Raw genomic sequence first — 22,895 nt, 5'->3', positions numbered from 1 at the left:
CGGCGTGCGTCACTCCGGCACGTTGCCGGTGTCGTGGCCGAGCAGGAACGGCGTGGAGACCCCGTCGTACACCACATGCGCGACGAGGCCCTCGGCCGCGTGCGGCAGGTTGTGGCAGTGGTCCATCCAGATGCCGGGGTTGTCGGCGAGGAACGCGATCTCGTAGGTCTCGCCGTGTTCCACGTTCAGCGAGTCGACCCACCACGGGCTGCCCGTCGCGGCGACGCCGTTGCGGGAGAGCACCAGCACGTGGTGGCCGTGCAGGTGCATCGGATGCACCTCCCCACTGGCGTTCGAGATCGTCACCCGCACCACGTCCCCCTCTCTGACGGGGAACATCGCGGCGTCCGTGCCGGTGCGGCCGTTGACCGTCCACCACAGACCGGGGCGCCCGTCCAGGAAGCCGGGGAGCCGGCCGATCTCGTAGCGGAAGTCGCGGTCGGGGTGCGCCGGGTCGAAGCCGGCAGGCATGGCGCCCGCCCCCTCCGGTGAACCGTAGTGCAGTGAACGTAGTGCAGCAGGTCGAGCTGACGCTGCGGCTGCGGAGCCGCTGCGGCGTCCTCCCCGAGCAGCACGGATGCCCCGGGCACGTGCACGCGCACCCCGCCGCTGCGCGGCATCCGCACCTCGACGTCGACGCGGCCGCCGGCGGTGATCAGCACCCGCTCCCCCTCCACCGGCGTCGGCCGGTTCACCTCGGTGCCGTCGACGGCGCGGACGAGGAACGGCACGGACGCCCACACCGAGATCGGCGCGTTGTCGGTGTTGATCACCCGGACGCGGACCCGGTCTCCGGGCTCGGCATCCGCTCGCAGCTCGCGTCCGGCGTCCCCGAGCGAGCGGATGCCGTCCGGGTAGGTGTGTGCGGCGGCGACCACCTCGGTCACGTCCGGCTCCGCACCGGCAGCAGGATCGATCACCAGCGCACCGTAGAGGCCGGCGATGACCTGGCGGTGCGACACCTGGTGCGAGTGGTACCAGTAGGTGCCCGCCCGGTCGGCGATGAAGCGGTACACGAAGCTCTCGCCGGGCGCGATCGCGTCCTGTGTGACGCCGGCCACCCCGTCCATCGCGGCGGGCACGTCGACGCCGTGCCAGTGCAGGGTGATCCCCTCCGGCACGTCCTCGTTCCGAAGCCGCACCTCGACCAGGTCGCCCTGCCGCGCTCGGATCACGGGCCCCGGCGTGCTGCCGTTCAGGGTGTTCCCGGTGAACGCCCTGCCGCCGGCGATCCGCACGGTCTCGGTGCGGGCCACCAGGTCGACGGCGACGTCGGCGGGCCGTTCTGGATCGGTGACGAGATCCACGACGCTCACGGGTCCCCCGCCGTGAGCGCCGTGGCCCGCCGCCGCCGTGACGGCGTACGCTCCGGGCCGCAGGCTCTGCCACCACATCGTCCCCAGCACGATGAGGAGCAGAGCCAGCAGCCCGAGCGCGATGACCCGCGCGATCAGTGCCGTGCGGGAGCGGATGCCCTCGGCCGCCGGCATGTCAGACCGTCGCGGAGACCGGTTCCGCGGCCGCGCGCTCGACCAGCGGCCGCCGGCCGACGACGGTGCCGGCGGTGAGCGCGGTGCCGAAGAGGACCAGGGCGTTCAGGCCGTGCAGCAGGGCGAGGAACGTCAGGCCGTGCCCGAGGATGCCGAGCGTCACCTGCAGACCCACCAGCAGCACGATCGCCACGGCGAACGCGACCGCCTTGGGCGCCTTGACGAAGAACGACAGGATGAGCAGCACGATCGACACCAGCGGGATGACGTACATCCCGTTCATGCCGTGGATCATGAGGCCCAGGAACTCCGGCACGGGCGGCGGCGCCGCGGCGCTGGGATCGATCGTCCCTCCGCCGAAGATGTAGGCCGCCAGGCCGGCCGACGCCCACGCGTGGCTGGCCGCCTGCACGGCGACGAGCGCACACACGAGATACGCGAGCACACGATAAGCAGTTCGCACGATGACCCCCAGGTTCATCGGCCGGCCGGAGCATCCGCCGGTCCCCCCTCCGCGACCGTGCGGAGGGACATGCCAAGTACACTCCGCCGAGTCTACGCGTGTCAACTGTTTGCCCGAAAGTACGGAAATACGATCTGAGCGGGGACTTCCCGTTCGAGTGATTCGCGCCCGGCTGGGGCCGTTCTACGCGGTCGGAAACGCCGCGGGAGGGTGGTCAGCGCTCGTCGTCGTCCTCGTCGTCGTCGCGACGGTACGGGTCGGCGTCGCCGGCGTGGGTCGCCGCGGATGCCAGGCGGGCGACCTCCTCATCCCGCTCGCGCGCCTGCCGCAGCAGATCGGCGATGTGATCGGCCGTCTCGGGCAGGGCATCCGGGATGAACTCCAGCGTCGGGACGAGGCGCACGTTCAGCTGACGGCCCACCTCGCGGCGCAGCATCCCGGTCGCGGAGGTGAGCGCGGCGCCGCTGGCGATGCGCTCCTCCTCGCTGCCGAGGACCGTGTAGAACACGGAGGCGTGCTGCAGGTCGCCGGAGACCCGGACGTCGGTGATCGTCACGAAGCCGAGCCGCGGGTCGCGCAGGCCCTTCTCCAGACGCTCGGCGAGGATCACGCGGATGCGGTCCGCGAGCCGTGCCTGTCGTTCTCCAGCCATCTTCCTACCTCTTTCCTACTTACCCCGCACAGTACAGCGACGACGGGCCGGAACGTGCGGAGGCGGCTGCCTTCCCGGCGCGAGCATCGGGGTGCCCGCGAAGCGGGCGGGGCCCCCGCTCTGCGAGCGATGGGAAGGCAGCCGCCGGAGCAGCCGTCAGATCAGCCGCGAGGCTTCTCGACCAGTTCCGTGGTCTCGATCTCGTCGCCGATCTGGATGTCGTTGTACTTGCCCAGGCCGATACCGCACTCGAAGTCCGTCCGGACCTCGGTCACGTCGTCCTTGAAGCGGCGCAGCGACTCGATGGCGAGGCCATCGGCGATGACGACGCCGTCGCGGATGACGCGGGCCTTGGCGTTGCGGGTGATCGTGCCGGAGCGGACGATGCAGCCCGCGATGTTGCCGAACTTCGAGGAGCGGAACACCTCGCGGATCTCGGCGACACCGGACTGGACCTCTTCGAACTCCGGCTTGAGCATGCCCTTGAGAGAGTTCTCGATCTCGTCGATCGCGTTGTAGATGACCGAGTAGAACCGGATGTCCACGCCCTCGCGCGCCGCGGCCTCACGGGCCTTGGTGTCGGGGCGGACGTTGAAGCCCACGATGATCGCGTTGTCGATCGTCGCGAGGTTCACGTCGGACTCGGTGATCGCACCCACCCCGCGGTGGATGATCCGCAGCTGGACCGAGTCGTCGACCTCGATCTTGAGCAGCGACTCCTCCAGCGCCTCGACGGCACCGGACACGTCGCCCTTGATGATGAGGTTGAGCGTCTCGACCTTGCCCTCTTCCAGAGCGCGGGTGAAGTCCTCGAGCGAGATGCGCTTGCGAGCCTTCGCCAGCTGCGCGTTGCGCTCCACGGCCTCGCGCTTCTCGGCGATCTGACGCGCGGTGCGGTCCTCGTCGGTGACGATGAACACGTCGCCGGCGCGGGGCACCGAGTTCAGACCCTGCACCTGCACCGGGCGCGACGGGGCGGCGGCCTCGACGGCCTCGCCGTTCTCGTCGAGCATGGCGCGGACGCGACCGTACGCCGTGCCGGCGACGATCGCGTCGCCGACGCGCAGGGTGCCGGACTGGATCAGCACGGTCGCCACGGCGCCGCGGCCCTTGTCGAGCTTCGCCTCGATGGCCACACCGCGTGCCGCCTTGTTCGGGTTGGCGGTGAGGTCCAGACCGGCGTCGGCGGTGAGCAGCACGGCGTCCAGGAGCTCCTGGATGCCGGTGCCCTGACGCGCGGACACGTCGACGAACATGACGTCGCCGCCGTACTCCTCGGCCACCAGGCCGTACTCGGTCAGCTGCTGGCGCACCTTGGCCGGGTTGGCCTCGGGCTTGTCGACCTTGTTGACCGCGACCACGATCGGCACACCGGCCGCCTGGGCGTGGTTCAGGGCCTCCACCGTCTGCGGCATGATGCCGTCGTCGGCGGCGACCACCAGGATCGCGAGGTCGGTCACCTGCGCACCACGGGCGCGCATGGCGGTGAACGCCTCGTGACCCGGGGTGTCGATGAAGGTGATCGCGCGCTCGATGCCCTCGTGCTCGGTCCACACCTGGTACGCACCGATGTGCTGGGTGATGCCGCCGGCCTCGCCCTCGATGACGTTGGTCTGGCGGATCGCGTCCAGCAGGCGGGTCTTACCGTGGTCGACGTGACCCATCACGGTCACCACCGGCGGGCGGATCTCGAGGTCCTCCTCGTTCTCCTCCTCGAGCTCCTGCTCCAGGTTGAGACCGAAGCCCTCGAGGAGCTCCTTGTCCTCGTCCTCGGGCGAGACGATCTGGACCTTGTAGCCCAGCTCGGCGCCGAGGACCTCGAAGGTGGCCTCGTCCAGCGACTCGGTCGCGGTGGCCATCTCACCGAGGTTGAAGAGGATCGTGACGAGGGTGCCGGGCTGCACGGTGTAGCCGGTCAGCGCCTCGATCTTGTCCGCGAAGTCGGCGATGGAGGCGCCACGGCGCATCCGGATGATCTCGCCGTTGCCCTTCTGGACGTTGACGCCGCCGACGACCGGGGCGTCCCGCATCTCGAATTCCTGGCGCTTCGCCCGCCGCGACTTGCGCTGCTTGCTCTTGCCGCCGCCCTTGCCGAACGCGCCAGCCGTGCCGCCGCCGGGACCGCGGCCACGGCCACCGCCGGGACGGCCGGCGAAGCCGCCACCGCCGCCGGGACGGCCGGCGAAGCCGCCACCGCCGCCGGGACGCTGGAAGCCGCCGCCGGTGCCGGCGCCGCCGGGACGACCCGGACCGCCGGAGCGCTGCTGGAACGGCGCGCCGGGGCGACCGCCCTGGCCGCCGCGAGCGCCGCCGGGACGACCCGGTCCGCCCGGACGCGGAGCGCCGATGCGGGGCGAGCCGGGACGCGGGGCCTGCGGACGCGGGATGTTGCCCGGCGTCGGGCGCTGGCCCATGCCCTGCTGCGAGGAGAACGGGTTGTTACCAGGACGCGGTCCAGCCGGACGCTGGCCCATGCCCTGCGCCGACGAGAACGGATTGTTGCCCGGACGCGGGGCGCCGGGACGCGGAGCGCCGCCACCGGGCTTCGGGGCGTTGCCGCCGGGCTTGGGCGCGGCGGAGCCGGGCTTCGGCGCGGGGGCGGCCGGGCCGGGGGCCGGTGCGGCGGGCTTCGCCGCGGGGGCCGCCGGAGCGCCGGCTGCGGGAGCCGGTGCCGCCGAGGCTGCCGGCGCCTCCGGGGCGGCCGGAGCGGCGGGCTTCGCCGGGCCGGGCTTGGGCCCGGGGGTCGAGGTCGCGGGCTTCGCGGCACCCTGGGTCTTCGGGGCGGGCTTGGACTCCGCCTTCGCGGCGGCGGGCTTCGCCGCCGGGTCCGCCTCGATCGCCGCACGCAGCTTGCGCGCCACCGGCGGCTCGATGGTCGAGGACGGGCTCTTCACGAACTCGCCGAGCTCCTTGAGCTTGGCGAGCGCGAACTTGCTGTCGACGCCGAGCTCAGCGGCGATCTCGTGTACACGTGGTTTGGCAGCCACAATTCTCCTGTCTGGGTCGGTCGGCCCAGACAGGGCAGACCATTAGTCGCGGACGGGTCTCATTTCGAGCCGTTCACTTTGTTTCCATAGCCGTTCAGCCGTTTCTCGATGGTCTGCATGTCCTCGCCCTCGGGGAAATCGAGCGGCGGAGACACACGGAGTGCTCGTGCGAAAGCCCGGCGCCGCAGCGCGGCCTCCAGGCATCCGGGCGTCGGATGCAGCCACGCTCCCCGGCCCGGCATCACGGCGCGCTCGTCCAGGACGAGCTCTCCGTTGACGGCGACCACCCTGATCAGGGCGGAGCGGGGAGCGCGCAGGCGACAGCCGACGCACGTTCGTACGGGTTCCATCCTACACCTCGAAGCTGCGCCCCGGTCTCAGCGCCTCACTCCATCACGCTGTCGGGCTGGATGTCGATCTTGGCGCCGGTGAGCTTCGCGGCCAGGCGGGCGTTCTGCCCTTCCTTGCCGATGGCGAGCGACAGCTGGTAGTCGGGCACCAGGGCGCGGACCGCCTTCGTGCCGGCGTCCAGCACGAAGGCGCTGCTCACCTTGGCCGGTGACAGGGCGTTCGCGACGAAGGTCGCCAGATCCGGGCTGTAGTCGACGATGTCGATCTTCTCGCCGGCGAGCTCCTCGGTCACGGCGCGGACGCGGCGGCCCATCTCGCCGATGCAGGCGCCCTTGGCGTTGACGGAGGGGTCGTTCGCGCGCACCGCGATCTTGGTGCGGTGGCCCGCCTCGCGGGCGAGCGAGACGATCTCGACGAGACCGCCGGCGATCTCCGGCACCTCGAGCGCGAACAGCTTGCGCACCAGGCCGGGATGCGTGCGGGAGACCGTGATCGACGGGCCCTTGGCGCCCTTGGCGACGCTGGTGACGTACACGCGCAGGCGCGACCCGTGGGTGTACTCCTCGCCGGGGACCTGCTCCTCGGGAGGCAGGATCGCCTCGACCGAGCCGAGGTCGACGTGGATCATCCGCGGGTTGGGGCCCTGCTGCACGACGCCCGCGACGATGTCGCCCTCCTTGCCGCGGAACTCGCCGAGCACGGCGTCGTCGGCGAGGTCGCGCAGGCGCTGGCTGATGACCTGCTTGGCGGCGTAGGCGGCGATGCGGCCGAAGTCCTCGGGAGTGGTCTCCTCCTCGCCGATGATCGCGCCGTCCTCGTCGCGCACCGGCTGCAGCACGGCGACGTGCCCGGTCTTGCGGTCGAGTTCGACACGGACGCCCTCGGGGACGGTTCCCTCGGCGGAGACGTGCTTGCCGTATGCCGTCAGAACGGCCTGCTCGATGATCGCGACGAGTTCGTCGAAGGGGATCTCCTTCTCCTTCTCGATCCCGCGCAGCAGCCCCAGTTCGATGTCCATAGCGGCCTCCCTATTCAGCTCTCACCGCGGGCAGACTTCCCCGCGGGCATCCGTACAGGATAGCCGACGCGGGGGGGCGCGGAGCAGCCGCCGGCGCTGCGCCGATCACGCGGGACCGGCGGAGTGGCGCCCGGGTTCGTTCGCGGGCCCTGGGCGTGCAGGACGAGGCGGGGCCCGCCCGACGGCGGCCCCGCCTCGTGTCATGCGGATCAGCCGCGGTACACCTGCACCACGGACGGCCGGGGCGCGTCCGGCACGTCGCCGGGGGCGGTGGAGCCGTAGTCGGGGAACAGCGAGCGCGGGGCGCCGAACTCGCCGTCCTCGCCGGGGTGCTGCACGGCGACGAACACCAGGCCCTCACGGTCGTGGATCACCGGGCCGCAGGTCTCGGCGTCCCGCGGGACGGCGAGGAACTGCTGCACGTGCCCGCGGTGCTCGCCCTCGAGCGGCACCTTGAACAGGCCGTCGTTGCGCCCGATGGTGCTCGGCGCGCCGTCGGTGGAGATCCACAGGTTGCCCTCGGAGTCGAAGGCGACGTTGTCCGGGCAGGAGATCGGCGAGACCAGCTCCTTCGGGAAGCCGGCGAAGTAGGCGTGCTCGAAGGACGCCGGGTCGCCGCACAGCATCAGCACGCTCCAGCCGAACGTCTCCCCGCCTGGCCGGCGGTCTCGGTGATCTCCAGGATGTGGCCGTAGCGGTTGCCGGTGACCGGGTTCGCCTCGTCGGCCACGGTGCGGCGGGTGTTGTTCGTGAGCGCCACGTAGACGCGGCCGGTCTGCGGGTGCGGCTGGACGTCCTCCGGGCGGTCCATCTTGGTGGCGCCGACCGCATCCGCGGCGAGACGCGTGTACACCAGCACCTGCTCGGTGGTGAACCCGGGCATCGCGCTCTCGCCGTTGCGGGTGAGCGCGATCCACTCCCCCGTGCCGTCGAAGGCGCCGTCGGAGGGCAGCGCGCCGGAGCCGTCGATCTCGGATGCCGGCGAGTTGCCGCGGAACCGCGCCACGTACAGGTCGCCCTCGCTGAGCAGGGTCAGGTTCTTCTTGCGCGAGCCGGAGATGCGGTTCTTCGACACGAACTTGTAGAGGTAGTCGTTGCGCTCATCGTCGCCCATGTACGCGACGACGCGGCCGTCCTCGGCGACGTGCACATTCGCACCCTCGTGCTTGAACCGGCCCATCGCGGTGTGCTTGCGCGGCGTCGAGGTGGGATCCTGCGGATCGATCTCGACGATGTAGCCGAAGCGGTTCGGCTCGTTCACGTAGCCGGGGTCGTGGGCGTCGAAGCGCGGATCGTACGTCTCCCACCCGGTCGAGGTGGCGCTCGTGCTGGAGCCGCTGTAGCGCTTCTGCTCGGGCGTGTCCGCGGCCCAGGCGAAGTAGCCGTTGAAGTTCTCCTCGCCGGAGAGGACGGTGCCCCACGGCGTGGTGCCGCCGGCGCAGTTGCCGAGCGTGCCGTGCACCCAGCGACCCTCCGGGTCGGCGGCTGTCTTCACCAGGTCGGACCCGGCAGCCGGTCCGGTCAGCTCGAACACGGTCTCCACCGTGATGCGGCGGTTGCGCTTGCCGTCCACGACGTACTGCCACGGGTCGCCGACCCGGTCGCGGCGGATCTCCACCACCGACATGCCCTGCGCGGCCTTGTAGATGTCGCCGCGGCGACGCAGCTCGGCCGGGTCGGTGGTGGCCGGGAACATCAGGTTCGGGTTGACGTACTCGTGGTTGTTCACGAGCACGCCGGTCTTGCCGCTCGGGTCGGCGAGGATGTCGAGGTAGTCGCAGTTGTAGCCGAACTGGCGGGCCTGCGCCTCGGGGGTCTGGGCGTCGATGTCGAAGACCGGCGCGTCGGAGAACAGCCGGTCGCCCCAGCGGATGATCGGCTTCCAGGTGTATCCGGCGGGCACCGAGACCGCATCGATCGTGGCCGGGACCGGCGGGATGGCCTCGAAGGCGAGGCCGGCCGTGCCGGGGCGGCCGAACGACGCGCCCGCGCCGGCGGCGCCCGCCGCGGCAGGAGCGGAGGTCGGGGTGCCGCGCCCGACGCCGACGACGGCGGCGACGGCACCGGTGACGCCGAGTCCGAGCAGGGCGCGCCGCGAGAAGACCGCGGAGGCGATGGAGCGGAAGTGCTCGTTGTCGGAGGTGTTGCACTCCGGGCCGAGGCAGGCGCTCGCGCACTTCAGCGCGCAGGTCACCGGCGAGCGCTTGCCGCGCGCGTGGTCGGCGCCGGTGGCCACCAGCGGCAGGCTGCGGCGGATGTTGTCGATCAGGGGCATCGGTTCCTCCAGGGGCGGGTCGTGCATGCGCGGGTCGTGCATGCGGCAGGTTCCTCCCCCGAGGTGACCGGCGCGTGATCGCCGCCTGAACTCTCGCTCAGCGTGCCGAGGGCAGCTCGTTGATCGCGCGGATCAGCGTGTGCAGCGATCCCACGGCGCGCTGCTTGAGGGTGAGCACCAGGCGCGGCAGCTCCACGGCGTCCCCGTCCGACCGCTCCACCGGGAGCGGGCCGCTGCGGGCGATCGAGCCGTCCGCCAGCATGTCCGCGAACCGCTCGTTGAGGGCCGCGATGTCGGCATCCGTGGGCTCGTGCACGAGACGGAGGACGAGCTGGTCCCCCACCCAGCGCAGCGAGTCGTAGTTGCGCCAGAACCCGGTCACCTCGGCGACCGCGCGCTCGACGGAGTCCGTGACCAGCACGCGGTCGAGATCGTCCGGGGAGATCACCCCGGCCGGCACCATCTGCTCCTGGACGAAGCGGCGCAGGCCCTCCCAGAATCCGCCGCCGGGCGCGTCGAGCAGCACGATCGGCATCGGCTCGGCCTTGCCGGTCTGCTGCAGGGTGAGCAGCTCGAACATCTCGTCCAGGGTGCCGAATCCGCCCGGCAGGCAGATGAACCCGCGGGACTCCTTCATCAGCATGAGCTTGCGGGTGAAGAAGTACTTCATCGAGACGACCTGGGCGTTCTCGGCGACGATCGAGTTCGCCTTCTCCTCGAACGGCAGCCGGATCGACACGCCGAGCGACATCTGCGCCCCGGCGCCCTCGGCGGCCGCCTGCATGATCCCGGGACCGGCGCCCGTGACGACCATCCAGCCGTCCGCGGCGAGCGCAGCGGCGACGTCGCGGGCCTGCAGGTAGAGCGGGTCGTCGTGGCGGGTGCGCGCGGACCCGAAGACGGTCACCTTGGGCACGTCGTGGAACGGCCGGAACAGCCGGAACGCATCCCGCATCTCGCTGAGCGCCGCGGACGCGATCTTCAGGTCGAGCCGGTCGGTGTGCTCGATCCCGAGCATCAGGCCGGTCTGCAGCATCCGCGCCACCAGGGCCCGATCGGATCGGATGCCCGCGTCGTCGAGCAGTGCGGTCACGTCGCGGCGGAGACCCTCCGGCAGGGATGCATCAGTCATGTCCCCAGCCTGTCACGCGAGGCCGCTCGCGGGGTGCAGCGGTCAGCGGATGCCGCGCAGATACGCCACCACGGCCGCGACGCGCCGGTGGCTGCCGCCGGAGCGGTCGAGGCCGAGCTTGGTGAAGATCGCGGTGGAGTGCTTCTCCACTGCGGACAGCGAGATGTGCAGCATCCGGCCGATCTCGGCGTTCCCGTGACCCTCGGCCATCAGGGCGAGCACCTCCCGTTCGCGGGGCGTGAGCCGCGCCAGCCCCTCGGCGTCGGCGGCGAGACCGGCGGTGCCGATGCCGGTCCTCGCGGCGCCGGCGGATGCCGTCGTGGCCGGGCGGCTCCCCGCGATCAGAGCGACCGGCAGCGAGGAAGGCGGCCGTCGCGAAACCCCCGGAGACCACGGCGCCGGCGGCCAGCAGCAGCCCGACGAGCGCGAGCGCCGCGAGCGGAAGCGTGAGCCGCCCGCGGATGTCGCGACCGTCGCGGACGAACCGGACGATCGCGATCACGGCGGCGACCAGCGGCAGTGCGAGGACGACGGCCGAGGCCGTCGCGATCCACGGCGGCAGGACCGCCGCGATCGGACCGTACTCGCCATCGCCGAGCACGGCGGGCGTGGGGCCGGCGAGGGCCGCGGCGACCGGGACGACGAGTGCGGCCAGCGCCGACCAGGCGGGCCGCGGCACAGGACCCGCCGGATAGCCGGCGGCGAGGACGACCAGCAGCGCGAACCCGGCGACGAAGAGCAGCTGCGACAGCAGATGCCACCACGCGGCCGCGGCGGGGATCACCCGTGCGGCCGCCGACGCCGCGAACGCCAGCAGGTGCGCGGCCCCGAGCGCGACGAGCAGACGGCAGCTGAGGTCGGCCGCCCGCCACAGCGGACCCAGGAGGCCGGCCAGCACGAACAGCGCCGGGACGAGCAGCGCGGACTCCACGCCGCCGACCACCGCCCCGGCGAAGACCAGGGCCGCCGGCGCGAGCGCCGCCGGCACCAGGGTGGCCGCGGTCCACGTGGTCGCCGCCCGGCCGGCTGCCGGCCGGCGAGCAGGATCGCGCTTCCTCCGCCGCTTCATCCGCTCAGTATGACCACTCCGCGCCGGTCCGGGGCGGCCTCCGCGGCATCCGTCCGGAGAAATGCGGTCGACCGCACCCCCTGTTGCGGTCGCCGCAGTGCCGCGCGGCGGTGCGACGGCATAGCGTCACGGCATCCGGTCCCCGATCGAAGGAGTCCTCATGTCCGCCACCGCCCTCGCCCACGCGCCCGCCGCCGACCGCCGCCCGCGGGTCCGCATCTGCACCGGTCAGGTGCTTCTGAGCGTGCTGTTCGCGCTCTGCGCGATGATCGCCGCGTCGACCGCGTTCGCCGACGACCCGTTCGAGCCGGCGGCCGTGGTGCTGATCGCCTCGTTCGGATGCCTCGCGGCCGTGCTCGGCGCGGCGATCGTCTGGAGCCTGCCGGCCGCACCCCGGCTGTGGTGGGCGCTGTGGGCGCTGCCGGGCTTCTTCGTGCGGCACGTCGCGGCGCTCGGCACGTGGGTGCCGGATGCCGTGTTCGCGGTCGCCGCGACCGCGGGAGTGCTGCTGGCCAAGCCGGCGCGGGCCAGGCCGGCGCGGGACTGAGCCGCGACCGGTGCTGCGCCTCAGCGGGCGGACAGCCGCGTCACCGCTTCCTCGACGGACAGGGTGTCGCGGTCGCCGCTGCGACGGTCCCAAAGCTCGACCTGGCCGTCCGCGGCACCGCGTCCGACGACGAGGATCCGCGGCACGCCGACGAGCTCGGCGTCGCCGAACTTCACGCCGGGAGACACCTTGGGCCGGTCGTCGTAGAGCACGTCGAGGCCGGCGCTCTCGAGCTCGGCGGAGACGCGCTCGGCGAGCTCGTACGCGAGCTCGTCCTTGCCGGTCGCGACCACGTGCACGTCGAACGGAGCGACGGACGCCGGCCAGATCAGGCCCTTCTCGTCATTGTTCAGCTCGGCGAGGATCGCGAGGATCCGGGTCACGCCGATCCCGTACGAGCCCATCGTGACGGTGGCGAGCTTGCCGTTCTCGTCGAGGACCTTCAGGCCCAGCGTCTCGGCGAAGAAGCGGCCGAGCTGGAAGACGTGGCCGATCTCCATGCCGCGGGCGAGCTCCACCGGGCCGGAGCCGTCCGGCGCCGGGTCGCCGGCGCGGACGTTCGCGATCTCGACGGTGCCGTCGGCGACGAAGTCGCGGCCCGCGACGAGCGAGTGCACGTGCTTCTCGTCGATGTTCGCGCCGGTGATCCAGCGGGTCCCGTCGACGACGCGCGGGTCGACGAGGTAGCGGATGCCGGTGGCCGACTCCTCCCCGAGGATCGGGCCGGTCTCCGACCACGGTCCGATGTAGCCGCGCACCAGCAGCGGGTGGCGCTCGAAGTCGGCATCCGTCGCGGGCTCGACCGCCGCAGGGGCGAACGCGACCTCGGCGCGCTTCTCGTCGACCTCGCGGTCGCCGGGGATGCCGACGACGACGAGCTCGCGGGTGCCGTCGAGGTGGGTGAGCGCGAGCACGACGTTCTTCAGCGTGTCGGCGGCGGTGTACTCCCCCTCGAGCACCTCGTTGGCGTACGCGACGAGCGTGTCGATGGTGGGCGTGTTCGGGGAGTCGAAGACGACCGGGGCCGGCGCGTCGTCCCACGCGATGGGTTCGGGCGCGATCGTGGTGAACGCCTCGACGTTGGCGGCGTAGCCGCCGGCGCTGCGGACGAAGGTGTCCTCGCCGACCGGCGTGGGGTGCAGGAACTCCTCGCTGCGGGCGCCGCCCATCAGACCGTTGTCCGCCGCGACGATGACGTACTCGAGGCCGAGCCGCTGGAAGATGCGCTCGTAGGCGTCGCGCTGCGCCTGGTAGCTGGCATCCAGCCCGGCATCCGTGACGTCGAAGGAGTACGCGTCCTTCATCGTGAACTCGCGGCCGCGGAGGAGCCCGGCTCGCGGACGCGCCTCGTCGCGGTACTTGTCCTGGATCTGGTAGATCGTCAGCGGCAGGTCCTTGTACGAGGAGTAGAGGTCCTTCACCAGCAGGGTGAACATCTCCTCGTGCGTGGGCGCGAGCAGGTAGTCGGCGCCCTTGCGGTCCTGCAGGCGGAAGATGCCGTCACCGTACGACTCCCACCGGCCGGACTGCTCGTACGGGTCGCGCGGCAGCAGGGCCGGGAAGTGCACCTCGAACGCGCCGGCGGCGGCCATCTCCTCGCGGATGATCTGCTCGAGCCTCGCCTTCACCCGCAGGCCCAGCGGCAGCCAGGTGAAGATGCCCGGCGCGGTGCGCCGGATGTAGCCGGCCCGGACCAGGAGCCGGTGGCTGGTGACCTCCGCATCGGCGGGGTCCTCACGGAGCGTGCGCAGGAAGAAGTTCGTTAGGCGAGTGACCACCCGTCGATTCTAGTGACGCGCGGGAGGCGGCCGGAACGGCGGCGGGTGCGGATGCCCGGGATGCGGGCTGCCGGTGCGGATGCCCGGTGCGGCATGCCCGGGGTGCCTCGGCGCGGGGCATCCGCCGTCCGCGTCGGGAGCGGATCGTAGGCTGGCGTCATGCCTCAGCTCCGATCGCACGTCGCCCCGTCCGCCGCGCAGAGCGAGCTGGCCGCCGCCCTCGCCGCTCTGCGGGAGTCGCTCGATGCGCCGGAGGAGTTCCCGGCGCAGGCCCTCGCCGAGGCGGAGGCGGCGCGTCCGGCGGAGACCGGCCGCGACCTGCGCGAGGTGCCGTTCGTGACCCTCGACCCGGCCGGCGCACGGGACCTCGACCAGGCGTTCCACCTCGAGGGGTCGGATGCCGGGTACCGCGTGCGCTACGCGATCGCGGACGTCCCGGGGTTCGTCACCCCCGAGGGGGCCGTGGACCGCGAGGCGCGCCGGCGCGGGCAGACCCTGTACGCCGCCGACGGCACGATCCCCCTGCATCCGCGAGTGCTCAGCGAGGACCGGGCGTCCCTGCTGCCCGGCGTCGACCGTCCCGCACTGGTGTGGACGTTCGACCTGGACGACGCCGGCGCGGTGACCGCATTCGGCCTGGAGCGCGCGCTGATCCGCTCTCGCGAGCAGCTGGACTACGTCTCGGCGCAGGTCGCAGTCGACCGCGGGGATGCCGGGCAGCTGTCGCTGCTGCGCGAGATCGGCACGCTGCGTCAGGAGCAGGAGCGGCGCCGCGGCGGCGCCAGCCTGAACATCCCGGATGCCGAGGTCGTGCAGGACGCGGACGGCACGTACGGCATCCAGCGTCGGCATCCGCTGCCGGTCGAGGACTGGAACGCGCAGCTGTCGCTGATGACCGGGATGGCCGCGGCGGCGCTCATGCTGGAGGCGGGGATCGGCGTGCTGCGGACCATGCCGCAGCCCAGCGAGGAGGCGTTCGAGACGTTCCGCCGGAGGACCGTGGCGCTCGGCCGGCCGTGGACCAGCGGGCGGTACGGCGAGTACCTGCGCAGCCTCGACCGGAACGACCCGATGACGCTGCCCGTGCTCGAGGCGGCCGCCTCGCTGTTCCGCGGGGCCGGATACCTCGCCTTCGACGGGGAGGCGCCCGAAGACGCCGTGCAGGCGGCGATCGCGGCGCCGTACGCGCACGCGACCGCGCCGCTGCGTCGGCTGGTCGACCGCTGGTCGCTGGCGATCTGCCTGGCCGTGACGCAGGGCCAGGCGGTGCCCGAGTGGGTGCGCCGGTCGCTCGCCGAGGTGCCCGCGCTGATGGAGGCGTCGGCGCAGCGGGCGTCGCGGCTGAACGCGGAGACGCTCGACCGGGTCGAGGCGGCGCTGCTGACGCCGCTGGTGGGCTCGCGGCTGGAGGGGACGGTGATCGAGCCCCGTGGCGAGGGCCGGGCGAGTGTGCAGTTCGCCGAGCCCGCCGTGACCGTGGCCGCTCCGGTGCCGGACGGGACGGCCCCCGGCGAGACGGTGTCGCTGCGCCTCGTGCGCGCCGACATCGCGAACGGCACCGTCGACTTCGAGCTCTGACCGGACGCCCCGGTCGTTGAGCGAGGACGCGCGCAGCGCGACCGAGACGAAACGCCCCGCGCACCCCCGGTCGCCCTCCCCCGGTCGTTGAGCGAGCACCGGCGCAGCCGGAGCGAGACGAAACGCCCCACCACGCCAGGTCGCCCTCCCCCGGTCGTTGAGCGAGGACGCGCGCAGCGCGACCGAGACGAAACGCCCCGCGCACCCTCGATCACGCGGCGCAAGCGCGGGTCGGCGAGCCAGCCGAGCCGGCGCACCACCCGTCGCCCGAGCAGGCCGATCATCAGCAGCGTCCCCGCGAGCGCGACGGCGTAGGCCGTCACGTACAGCACCCCCTCGGCGAACGACACCGGCAGCACCGCCGCGACGATCAGCGCGTAGGTGGGGCTGCAGCTCGAGAACACCGGCCCCAGGGCGGCACCGGTCAGCACGTCGCCGAGCGCCCCGCGACGGGATCCGGATCCCTGCAGCAGCTCGCCGCTGCGCTCCTGCCACCGGAACCGGGCGGAGAGCCGGTCCCAGAGAGCGGGGAAGATCAGGTCGACGCCGAGCAGGATGATGAGCGCCCCGGACACCGCCTGCCACGCCGCGGGAGGGACGCCGAGCAGCGCCGTCGTCGCCTTGAGCGCCAGCGTGAAGACCACCACGCTCACCGCCAGAGATGCGGCGATGACGTACGGGCGGAAGCGACTGCGCGTGCCATCCGCGACGGCCGCGCCCCCGACGATGACCGGCAGCAGCGGCAGCACGCACGGGGCGGCCACCGTCAGCACCCCGGCGGCGAGACTGAGCAGGAGGGATGCCGTGATCGCGGTCTCACGGGGCCGCGGCGAGCAGCGAGGCGATCGACGGGTCGTCGTACAGGACCGCGCTGGACAGCTTCCGCCCCTCGTCGTCCACGTACACGACGGTGGTCTGCCGGGTGACCCCGTACTTCTGCCGCAGATCCACCCTGTCGTCGTAGTCCACCTTGAACACGGTCATCCCGTCGGGGACGCCGGCGCTGCGCAGCTCCTCGTCCAGCGCCCGGCACTGCGGGCACCAGGAGGCGTGGAAGAACAGCACCTTGGTGCCGGAGACGGCCTCGATCGCGCCGTCGTCGTAGTCGCGGTACACGCCGGGGGCCGGTGCGGCGGTGTCCTCCGCCCCGGGTTGCGGCGGGGTCTCGGATGCCGACGGCTGACCGGATCCGGATGGGGTGTCGCTCGGGGACGCGGACGCCGTCGCGGACGGCACAGGGTCATCGGCTCCCGGCGGCGCCGCCCCGGCGCATCCGCTCAGGCCGAGCGACAGCACGACGACGACGAGACACGTGGCGATACGCATGGCGCCTCCCGGGCATCCGTCCCCCTAGGGACAACGGTACGCCGGCACCCGCGCGAACGGCAGGGCAGGTGCTCAGGCCGTGACGACCTGGGCGGTGCCGATGGGCGCGTCCGGACCCATCTCGGCGGCGATCCGGTTCGCCTCCTCGATCAGCGTCGGCACGATCTCGGCCTCGGGCACGGTCTTGATGACCTCGCCCTTCACGAAGATCTGGCCCTTGCCGTTGCCGGAGGCGACACCCAGGTCGGCCTCGCGAGCCTCGCCGGGACCGTTCACGACGCAGCCCATCACCGCGACGCGCAGCGGCACGGTCATGTCCTTCAGCCCCTCGGTCACGCTGTCGGCGAGCGAGTAGACGTCCACCTGCGCGCGACCGCAGGACGGGCACGACACGATCTCGAGCTTGCGCTCTCGGAGGTTCAGCGACTGCAGGATCTGATGGCCGACCTTGACCTCCTCCGCGGGCGGGGCGGAGAGGGAGACGCGGATGGTGTCGCCGATGCCCTCGCCCAGCAGGATGCCGAACGCGGTGGCGCTCTTGATCGTGCCCTGGAACGCGGGGCCTGCCTCGGTGACGCCCAGGTGCAGCGGCCAGTCGCCGCGCTCGGCGAGCATCCGATAGGCCTTCACCATCACCACGGGGTCGTTGTGCTTGACCGAGATCTTGAAATCGTGGAAGTCGTGCTCCTCGAACAGCGACGCCTCCCACACGGCGCTCTCCACGAGCGCCTCCGGCGTGGCCTTGCCGTACTTCTCGAGCAGGCGGCGATCCAGCGAGCCGGCGTTCACGCCGATCCGCAGCGACACGCCCGCGGCGGCGGCCGCCTTCGCGATCGCGCCCACCTGGTCGTCGAACTTGCGGATGTTGCCGGGGTTCACGCGCACGCCCGCGCAGCCGGCGTCGATGGCCTGGAAGACGTACTTCGGCTGGAAGTGGATGTCGGCGATGACCGGGATCTGGCTCTTCTTCGCGATGATGTGCAGCACGTCGGCGTCGTCCTGAGACGGCACGGCGACGCGCACGATCTCGCAGCCGGATGCCGTCAGCTCGGCGATCTGCTGCAGCGTGCCGTTGATGTCGGTGGTCTTCGTCGTGGTCATCGACTGCACACTGACAGGCGCGTCACCGCCGACGAGCACCTTGCCGACCCGGATCTGGCGGGACTTGCGACGCGGGGCGAGGACGTCGGGGACGCGCGGCATCCCAAGGTTCACTGCTGGCACGCCTCAAGCCTACGACGCCAGGATCGACGGAGGCTGGGTGCCCCGATGTGGTAGTTTCAGGCGCGTGAACGTCCCCGCATGGTGGCCCGCCGTCTAGGCGGTGTGTTCGCGTACTCACAGACCGCCCACCAGGGCGGTCTTTTCGTCTGGCCGCCCGGAATCCAGGAGAACCATGAAGCTGGCCGACCCCAGCACCTCGTACGTGCTCATCGCACGCGACGGCGCCGACACCGTGGAGCTGCTCACCGGCGAGGTGGTCGACGTCGACCTGCTCGCCGACATCCCGCTCGACGACGACGGCAGCGCCCGCGAGGTGTTCGCGATGGTGCCGTACCGGCAGGTGCGCGAGCGCGGGTTCGAGGCGCAGGACGACGGCACCCCGCTGCGCTGCCTGCTCGTCGCGACGCACGAGCACATCCCGACGGCAGAGCTGCTCGCCCAGCTGCCGGATGCGCCGATCCCGCTGCGCGACGGCGGCTTCGACCTGTCCGACGAGGAGTACGCCGGGATCGTGGAGCGGGTGATCGCCGACGAGATCGGCCGCGGCGAGGGGGCGAACTTCGTCATCCGCCGCGACTACACCGCCTCCTTCGACGGGGACGACCGCACCGCCGCGCTCACCTGGTTCCGCGCGCTGCTCGAGCACGAGCGCGGCGCTTACTGGACCTTCGCGGTGGTCACCCCGGGTCACATCGCGGTCGGCGCGAGCCCGGAGGCGCACGTCGTCGCCCGCGACGGCGTGGTCACCATGAACCCGATCTCGGGCACGTTCCGGCATCCGGCCGGCGGCGCCACCAAGGAGTCGCTGACGGAGTTCCTCTCCTCCACCAAGGAGACCGAGGAGCTGTTCATGGTGGTCGACGAGGAGCTGAAGATGATGAGCGCCGTCTGCTCGGACGGCGGGCGCATCACCGGACCGCACCTCAAGGAGATGTCGCGCCTCACCCACACCGAGTACATGCTCCGCGGCCGCAGCCGGCTCGACCCGCGCGACGTCCTGCGCGAGACCATGTTCGCCCCGACCGTGACCGGCTCCCCCATGCAGAACGCGTGCGCCGTCATCCGCCGGCACGAACGGGAGCCGCGGGGCTACTACTCCGGCGTCGCCGCGCTGTTCACCCCCAACGCGCACGGCGGACACGACCTCGACGCCCCCATCCTGATCCGCACCGTGTACATCGACGGCGGGCGCCTGCGGGTGCCGGTCGGCGCGACCCTGGTGCGGCACTCCGACCCGCTCGGCGAGGTCGGCGAGACGCACGGGAAGGCCGCGGGCGTGCTGGGGGCGATCGGCGCGATCGAGCGCGACCACGTCGCCGAGGCGCAGGAGGACCCGGATGCCCCGACCGTGCCGCGTCCGCTCGCCGACGACCCGGAGATCGCCGCGCTGCTCGCCTCCCGCAACGCGAGGCTGGCCGACTTCTGGCTGCAGCCGCAGGAGGCCCCGGGCACGGGTCCGTTCGCGGGGCACCGCGCACTCGTGGTGGACGCCGAGGACCGGTTCACCACCATGCTGGCGCACCAGCTGCGCCACCTCGGGCTGGACGTCACGATCGCGCCGTGGGACGAGGTGGCGGATGCCGCGGTGGACGCCGCCGAGCTCGTCGTGGCCGGTCCCGGACCGGGCGACCCGCGGGACGGCTCGTCGCCGCGGATCGCGCGGATGCGGGAGGTCGTCGCGCGGCGGATGGATGCCGGGCGCCCGCTGCTCGCGGTGTGCCTGAGCCACCAGATCCTCGCCGACCGGCTCGGCATCCCGCTGGTGCCGCTGGACGCGCCGCATCAGGGTGTGCAGAAGACGGTCCCCGTGTTCGAGGAGGAGGCGTCGGTCGGCTTCTACAACACGTTCACGGCGCGCGTCGCGCCGGGCACCGGCGCTGTGGGGCCCGCGGAGGTGTCGGCGGATGCCGGGTCCGGCGACGTCTACGCGCTCCGCGGCGAGCGCTTCGCGAGCGTGCAGGGCCACCTGGAGTCGATCCTGTCCCGCGACGGCATCCGCACCCTGCACCGGCTGGTCGCGCACGCGCTCGGCTGAACCGTCAGCCGAACAGATCGACCGGTTTCACCAGGTCGGCGATGAGCAGCAGCGCGCCCATCCCGATCAGCACCGCGGCGACGATCACCGTCAGCGGCACCAGGCGCGTGGCATCCACCGGCCCCGGCTCCGGGCGACCGGTGAGGCGCGCCCACGCCCGGCGCAGACCGTCCCACAGCGCGACGACGATGTGTCCGCCGTCCAGCGGCAGCAGCGGGATCATGTTGAACACGAACAGCGCGATGTTGAGCGCGCCGAGCAGGTTCAGCAGCACCACCAGGCGGTTCAGCACCGGGGCATCCGTCGCCGCCACCTCACCGGCGATGCGGCCGACCCCGACGACGCTGAGCGGGCCGTTCGGGTCGCGCTCGCGATCGGTGAACAGGGCGACCCCGATGTCCCACAGCCGCACCGGCAGGGTGGCGATCATCGAGGTCACCGCGCCAGCCTGCTGCAGGGCCAGCGCCGGGCCGGTGCCGATCGGCTGCGCCACGTACGCGACCTGCGCGGACACGCCGACGTAGCCGACCTCGCGGACCACGGTCCTGCCGTCCTCGGCGAACTCCCGCTCGGCGGTGACCGGGGTGAGCGTCAGGTGCACCTCCTCGCCGTCCCGGCGCACGACGACCGGCAGCGGCTCGCCCGGCGAGGCCTGGATGATCGCCGACGCCTCGGCGAACGTCTCGGTGCGGGCGCCGCCGACGCTCACCAGTTCGTCGCCGGGACGGATGCCGGCCTCGGCGGCCGGCGCGGGCGGGTCGCCGGGGCCGCACTCGGTCGGCTCCGACGCGGCCGGCAGCACGCACTCGCTGACCGCGGCCACGGTCGTCGTGGCCTGCTGGATGCCGATCCCGGAGGCGAGGACCGTGAAGACGAGGATGCCGAGGACGAGGTTCATCAGCGGCCCGCCGAGCATCACCACGATGCGCTTCCACACCGGCAGCCGGTAGAACACGCGATGCTGCTCCCCGTCCGCGATGGTCTCGTCGTTCGCGGTGCGGGCGTCCTGCACGAGGGTGCGGAAGACGCCCTTGGCGGGGCCGGAGACGTCCGACGGCGGATACATGCCCGACATCGAGATGAACCCGCCCAGCGGCAGCGCCTTCACGCCGTACTCGGTCTCGCCGATGCGCCGGGACCACAGCCGGGGGCCGAACCCGATCATGTACTGGCCGACCCGCACGCCGAACAGCTTCGCGGGCACGAGGTGCCCGATCTCGTGCAGCCCGATGGACAGGCCGAGACCGACGAGCATGAACAGGATGCCGCCCAGATACAGCAGGGTTTCCACCCGTCCACGCTAACGCCCCGCACATGCCGCGCGATGACCGCGTGAGAACATGGATGCGACATGAGCAACCTTCCTCCTGTGCTCCGCCCTGCCGACCCACCCCGTCGCGCCCTGGCCGAGCTCGCCGACCGCTTCGCCCGTGACGTCCGCGGCGACATCGCCGACGTCCACCTCAGCGGGATCACCCTCGCCACCGCCGACCTCCGGGCCGGGGAGGCGTTCGTGGCGATCCAGGGGGTGAACCGGCACGGCGCGGAGTTCGCGGGGACCGCGGCCGAGAAGGGCGCCGTCGCGATCATCACGGATGCCGCCGGCGCCGAGCTCGCGGCATCCGCCGGTCTGCCGATCGTGGTCGTGGACGACCCCCGCGGGGTCCTCGGCGCGCTGAGCGCCTGGGTGTACGGCACCGGCGCGGACGACCCGCTGCCGCTGCTGTTCGGCACCACCGGCACGAACGGCAAGACCAGCGTGTCGCACCTGCTCGAGGGCATCCTCGATCAGCTCGGGGTCGTCACCGGGCTGTCGTCCACCGCGGAGCGGCACATCGCGGGACAGGTGATCGTGTCGCGGCTGACCACGCCCGAGGCATCCGAGATGCACGCGCTGCTGGCCTTGATGCGCGAGCGCGCGGTGGAGGCGGTGGCGGTCGAGGTGAGCGCACAGGCGCTGTCGCGTCATCGCGTGGACGGGATCGTGTTCGACGTCGCCGGCTTCACCAACCTGTCGCACGACCACCTCGACGACTACGCCGACATGGAGGAGTACTTCCGGGCGAAGCTGCCGCTGTTCCAGCCGGACCGCGCCCGCCGCGGCGTGGTGTGCCTGGACTCCCCGGCCGGTGCGCGGGTGGTGGCCGAGGCCGGCATCCCCGTGGTCACCGTGGGCACGCCGGCGATCGCCGCCGACGCGGGTGCCGCGGCCGCGGCCGACTGGGTGGTCACGATCGACGACGAGCGGCAGAACGGCACCGTGTTCACCCTGGCCGGGCCGCAGGGCCGGCTGACCACGACGGTGCCGGTGATCGGCCCGCACATGGCCGCGAACGCCGGGCTCGCGATCGTGATGCTGCTCGAGGGCGGCTACTCGTGGGAGCGGATCGCCGGCGGACTGGAGCGGGACGGCGGCATCCGCGCGTACCTGCCCGGGCGGACCGAGTTCGTCTCCGGCGAGCGGGGACCGGCCGTGTACGTCGACTTCGGGCACTCCCCCGACGCGTTCGAGAAGACGCTCGCCGCGGTGCGCCGGGTGACGCCCGGCAAGGTGCTGATGCTGTTCGGCGCGGACGGCGACCGCGACGCCACCAAGCGGTACGACATGGCCCGCACGGCCGTGGAGGGCAGCGACATCCTGGTGGTCACCGACCACCATCCGCGGTTCGAGGACCCGGCGTCGATCCGGAGGACTCTCGTCGAGGGCGCCCGGCGGGCGCGTCCGGATGCCGAGATCCACGAGTACTCCCCGCCCGAGGAGGCGATCGTGGCCGCGGTCGGCCTGGTCGGCGAGGGCGACGCGATCCTGTGGGCCGGCCCCGGACACCAGGACTACCGCGACATCCGCGGGGTGCGCACGCCCTACTCCGCCCGCGAGCTCGCCCGCCGCGCCCTGCGCGACGCCGGCTGGCCCGTCCCCGAGCCGCGCTGGCCCGTCCCCTACGACGACTGACAGCGCGCCCCGACCCC

17 protein-coding genes and 1 pseudogene are annotated in these 22,895 nt (G+C 72.4%); 4 read left to right on the top strand and 14 right to left on the bottom strand.

What is annotated here, in order from left to right; all coding sequences use genetic code 11:
- Positions 1 to 9: 9 nt before the first annotated feature.
- From JRG78_RS04690 to JRG78_RS04645, 10 genes and pseudogenes are all read right to left on the bottom strand, one after another.
- Positions 10 to 339 carry a multicopper oxidase domain-containing protein gene (locus JRG78_RS04690; protein WP_272653720.1) on the bottom strand — a complete coding sequence of 110 codons (330 nt, stop codon included), beginning with the start codon at positions 337 to 339 and terminating at the stop codon, positions 10 to 12.
- Positions 303 to 1,490 (bottom strand): multicopper oxidase family protein, encoded by a 1,188-nt coding sequence (locus JRG78_RS04685; protein ID WP_272653719.1) that lies wholly within the window; start codon positions 1,488 to 1,490, stop codon positions 303 to 305. Before JRG78_RS04685 ends, JRG78_RS04690 begins: the two co-directional genes overlap by 37 nt.
- 1 nt (position 1,491) lies before the next feature.
- On the bottom strand, positions 1,492 to 1,953 hold the full coding sequence (locus JRG78_RS04680) for a hypothetical protein (protein WP_272653718.1): 462 nt from the start codon (positions 1,951 to 1,953) through the stop codon (positions 1,492 to 1,494).
- Between the two features lie 214 nt (positions 1,954 to 2,167).
- Positions 2,168 to 2,605, bottom strand: coding sequence for a 30S ribosome-binding factor RbfA (gene rbfA / locus JRG78_RS04675; RefSeq protein ID WP_259607860.1), 438 nt, complete (start codon positions 2,603 to 2,605; stop codon positions 2,168 to 2,170).
- 161 nt (positions 2,606 to 2,766) lie between these two features.
- A complete protein-coding gene (gene infB / locus JRG78_RS04670; RefSeq protein ID WP_272653717.1) occupies positions 2,767 to 5,592 on the bottom strand; it encodes a translation initiation factor IF-2 in 2,826 nt (941 codons plus the stop codon).
- Between the two features lie 59 nt (positions 5,593 to 5,651).
- Positions 5,652 to 5,942 (bottom strand): YlxR family protein, encoded by a 291-nt coding sequence (locus JRG78_RS04665; RefSeq protein WP_259607858.1) that lies wholly within the window; start codon positions 5,940 to 5,942, stop codon positions 5,652 to 5,654.
- Between the two features lie 35 nt (positions 5,943 to 5,977).
- Positions 5,978 to 6,961, bottom strand: coding sequence for a transcription termination factor NusA (gene nusA / locus JRG78_RS04660; RefSeq protein WP_259607857.1), 984 nt, complete (start codon positions 6,959 to 6,961; stop codon positions 5,978 to 5,980).
- Between the two features lie 209 nt (positions 6,962 to 7,170).
- A pseudogene (locus JRG78_RS04655) lies at positions 7,171 to 9,236 on the bottom strand (PhoX family protein).
- Between the two features lie 97 nt (positions 9,237 to 9,333).
- Complete coding sequence (locus tag JRG78_RS04650) at positions 9,334 to 10,368, bottom strand: TIGR00730 family Rossman fold protein (RefSeq protein ID WP_259607856.1); 1,035 nt, start codon at positions 10,366 to 10,368, stop codon at positions 9,334 to 9,336.
- Between the two features lie 42 nt (positions 10,369 to 10,410).
- Complete coding sequence (locus JRG78_RS04645; RefSeq protein WP_259607855.1) at positions 10,411 to 10,578, bottom strand: LuxR C-terminal-related transcriptional regulator; 168 nt, start codon at positions 10,576 to 10,578, stop codon at positions 10,411 to 10,413.
- Between the two features lie 1,019 nt (positions 10,579 to 11,597).
- On the opposite strand from JRG78_RS04645, the gene JRG78_RS04640 reads away from it, so the two are divergent.
- A complete protein-coding gene (locus JRG78_RS04640) occupies positions 11,598 to 11,984 on the top strand; it encodes a hypothetical protein (protein ID WP_272653716.1) in 387 nt (128 codons plus the stop codon).
- Positions 11,985 to 12,004: 20 nt separating this feature from the next.
- Here JRG78_RS04640 and JRG78_RS04635 read toward each other — a convergent pair whose 3' ends face one another.
- Positions 12,005 to 13,762, bottom strand: coding sequence for a proline--tRNA ligase (locus JRG78_RS04635; RefSeq protein WP_259607853.1), 1,758 nt, complete (start codon positions 13,760 to 13,762; stop codon positions 12,005 to 12,007).
- A gap of 159 nt (positions 13,763 to 13,921) precedes the next feature.
- Between JRG78_RS04635 and JRG78_RS04630 the strand changes: the two genes are divergently transcribed.
- The gene (locus JRG78_RS04630; protein ID WP_259607852.1) at positions 13,922 to 15,340 is read left to right on the top strand and encodes an RNB domain-containing ribonuclease; all 1,419 of its coding nucleotides are present in this window, start codon (positions 13,922 to 13,924) and stop codon (positions 15,338 to 15,340) included.
- Positions 15,341 to 16,156: 816 nt separating this feature from the next.
- Here JRG78_RS04630 and JRG78_RS04620 read toward each other — a convergent pair.
- On the bottom strand, positions 16,157 to 16,666 hold the full coding sequence (locus JRG78_RS04620) for a thioredoxin family protein (protein WP_259607851.1): 510 nt from the start codon (positions 16,664 to 16,666) through the stop codon (positions 16,157 to 16,159).
- Positions 16,667 to 16,738: 72 nt separating this feature from the next.
- Positions 16,739 to 17,890, bottom strand: coding sequence for a flavodoxin-dependent (E)-4-hydroxy-3-methylbut-2-enyl-diphosphate synthase (gene ispG, locus JRG78_RS04615; RefSeq protein WP_259607850.1), 1,152 nt, complete (start codon positions 17,888 to 17,890; stop codon positions 16,739 to 16,741).
- Between the two features lie 172 nt (positions 17,891 to 18,062).
- Between ispG and JRG78_RS04610 the strand changes: the two genes are divergently transcribed.
- Positions 18,063 to 19,925 (top strand): chorismate-binding protein, encoded by a 1,863-nt coding sequence (locus tag JRG78_RS04610; protein WP_272653715.1) that lies wholly within the window; start codon positions 18,063 to 18,065, stop codon positions 19,923 to 19,925.
- Positions 19,926 to 19,929: 4 nt separating this feature from the next.
- Here the strand turns inward: JRG78_RS04610 and JRG78_RS04605 are convergent, their stop codons facing one another.
- Positions 19,930 to 21,216: a M50 family metallopeptidase gene (locus JRG78_RS04605; RefSeq protein WP_272653714.1), complete on the bottom strand. Its 1,287-nt coding sequence runs from the start codon at positions 21,214 to 21,216 to the stop codon at positions 19,930 to 19,932.
- A gap of 60 nt (positions 21,217 to 21,276) precedes the next feature.
- On the opposite strand from JRG78_RS04605, the gene JRG78_RS04600 reads away from it, so the two are divergent.
- Positions 21,277 to 22,878 (top strand): Mur ligase family protein, encoded by a 1,602-nt coding sequence (locus tag JRG78_RS04600; RefSeq protein ID WP_272653713.1) that lies wholly within the window; start codon positions 21,277 to 21,279, stop codon positions 22,876 to 22,878.
- Positions 22,879 to 22,895 lie beyond the last annotated feature (17 nt).

This window comes from Microbacterium sp. EF45047, assembly GCF_028472845.1.
GTDB classification, from domain to species: Bacteria; Actinomycetota; Actinomycetes; order Actinomycetales; family Microbacteriaceae; genus Microbacterium; species Microbacterium neungamense.
The sequence above is the reverse complement of the archived record's forward strand: the minus strand, read 5'-3'. Positions and strand labels throughout refer to the sequence as shown.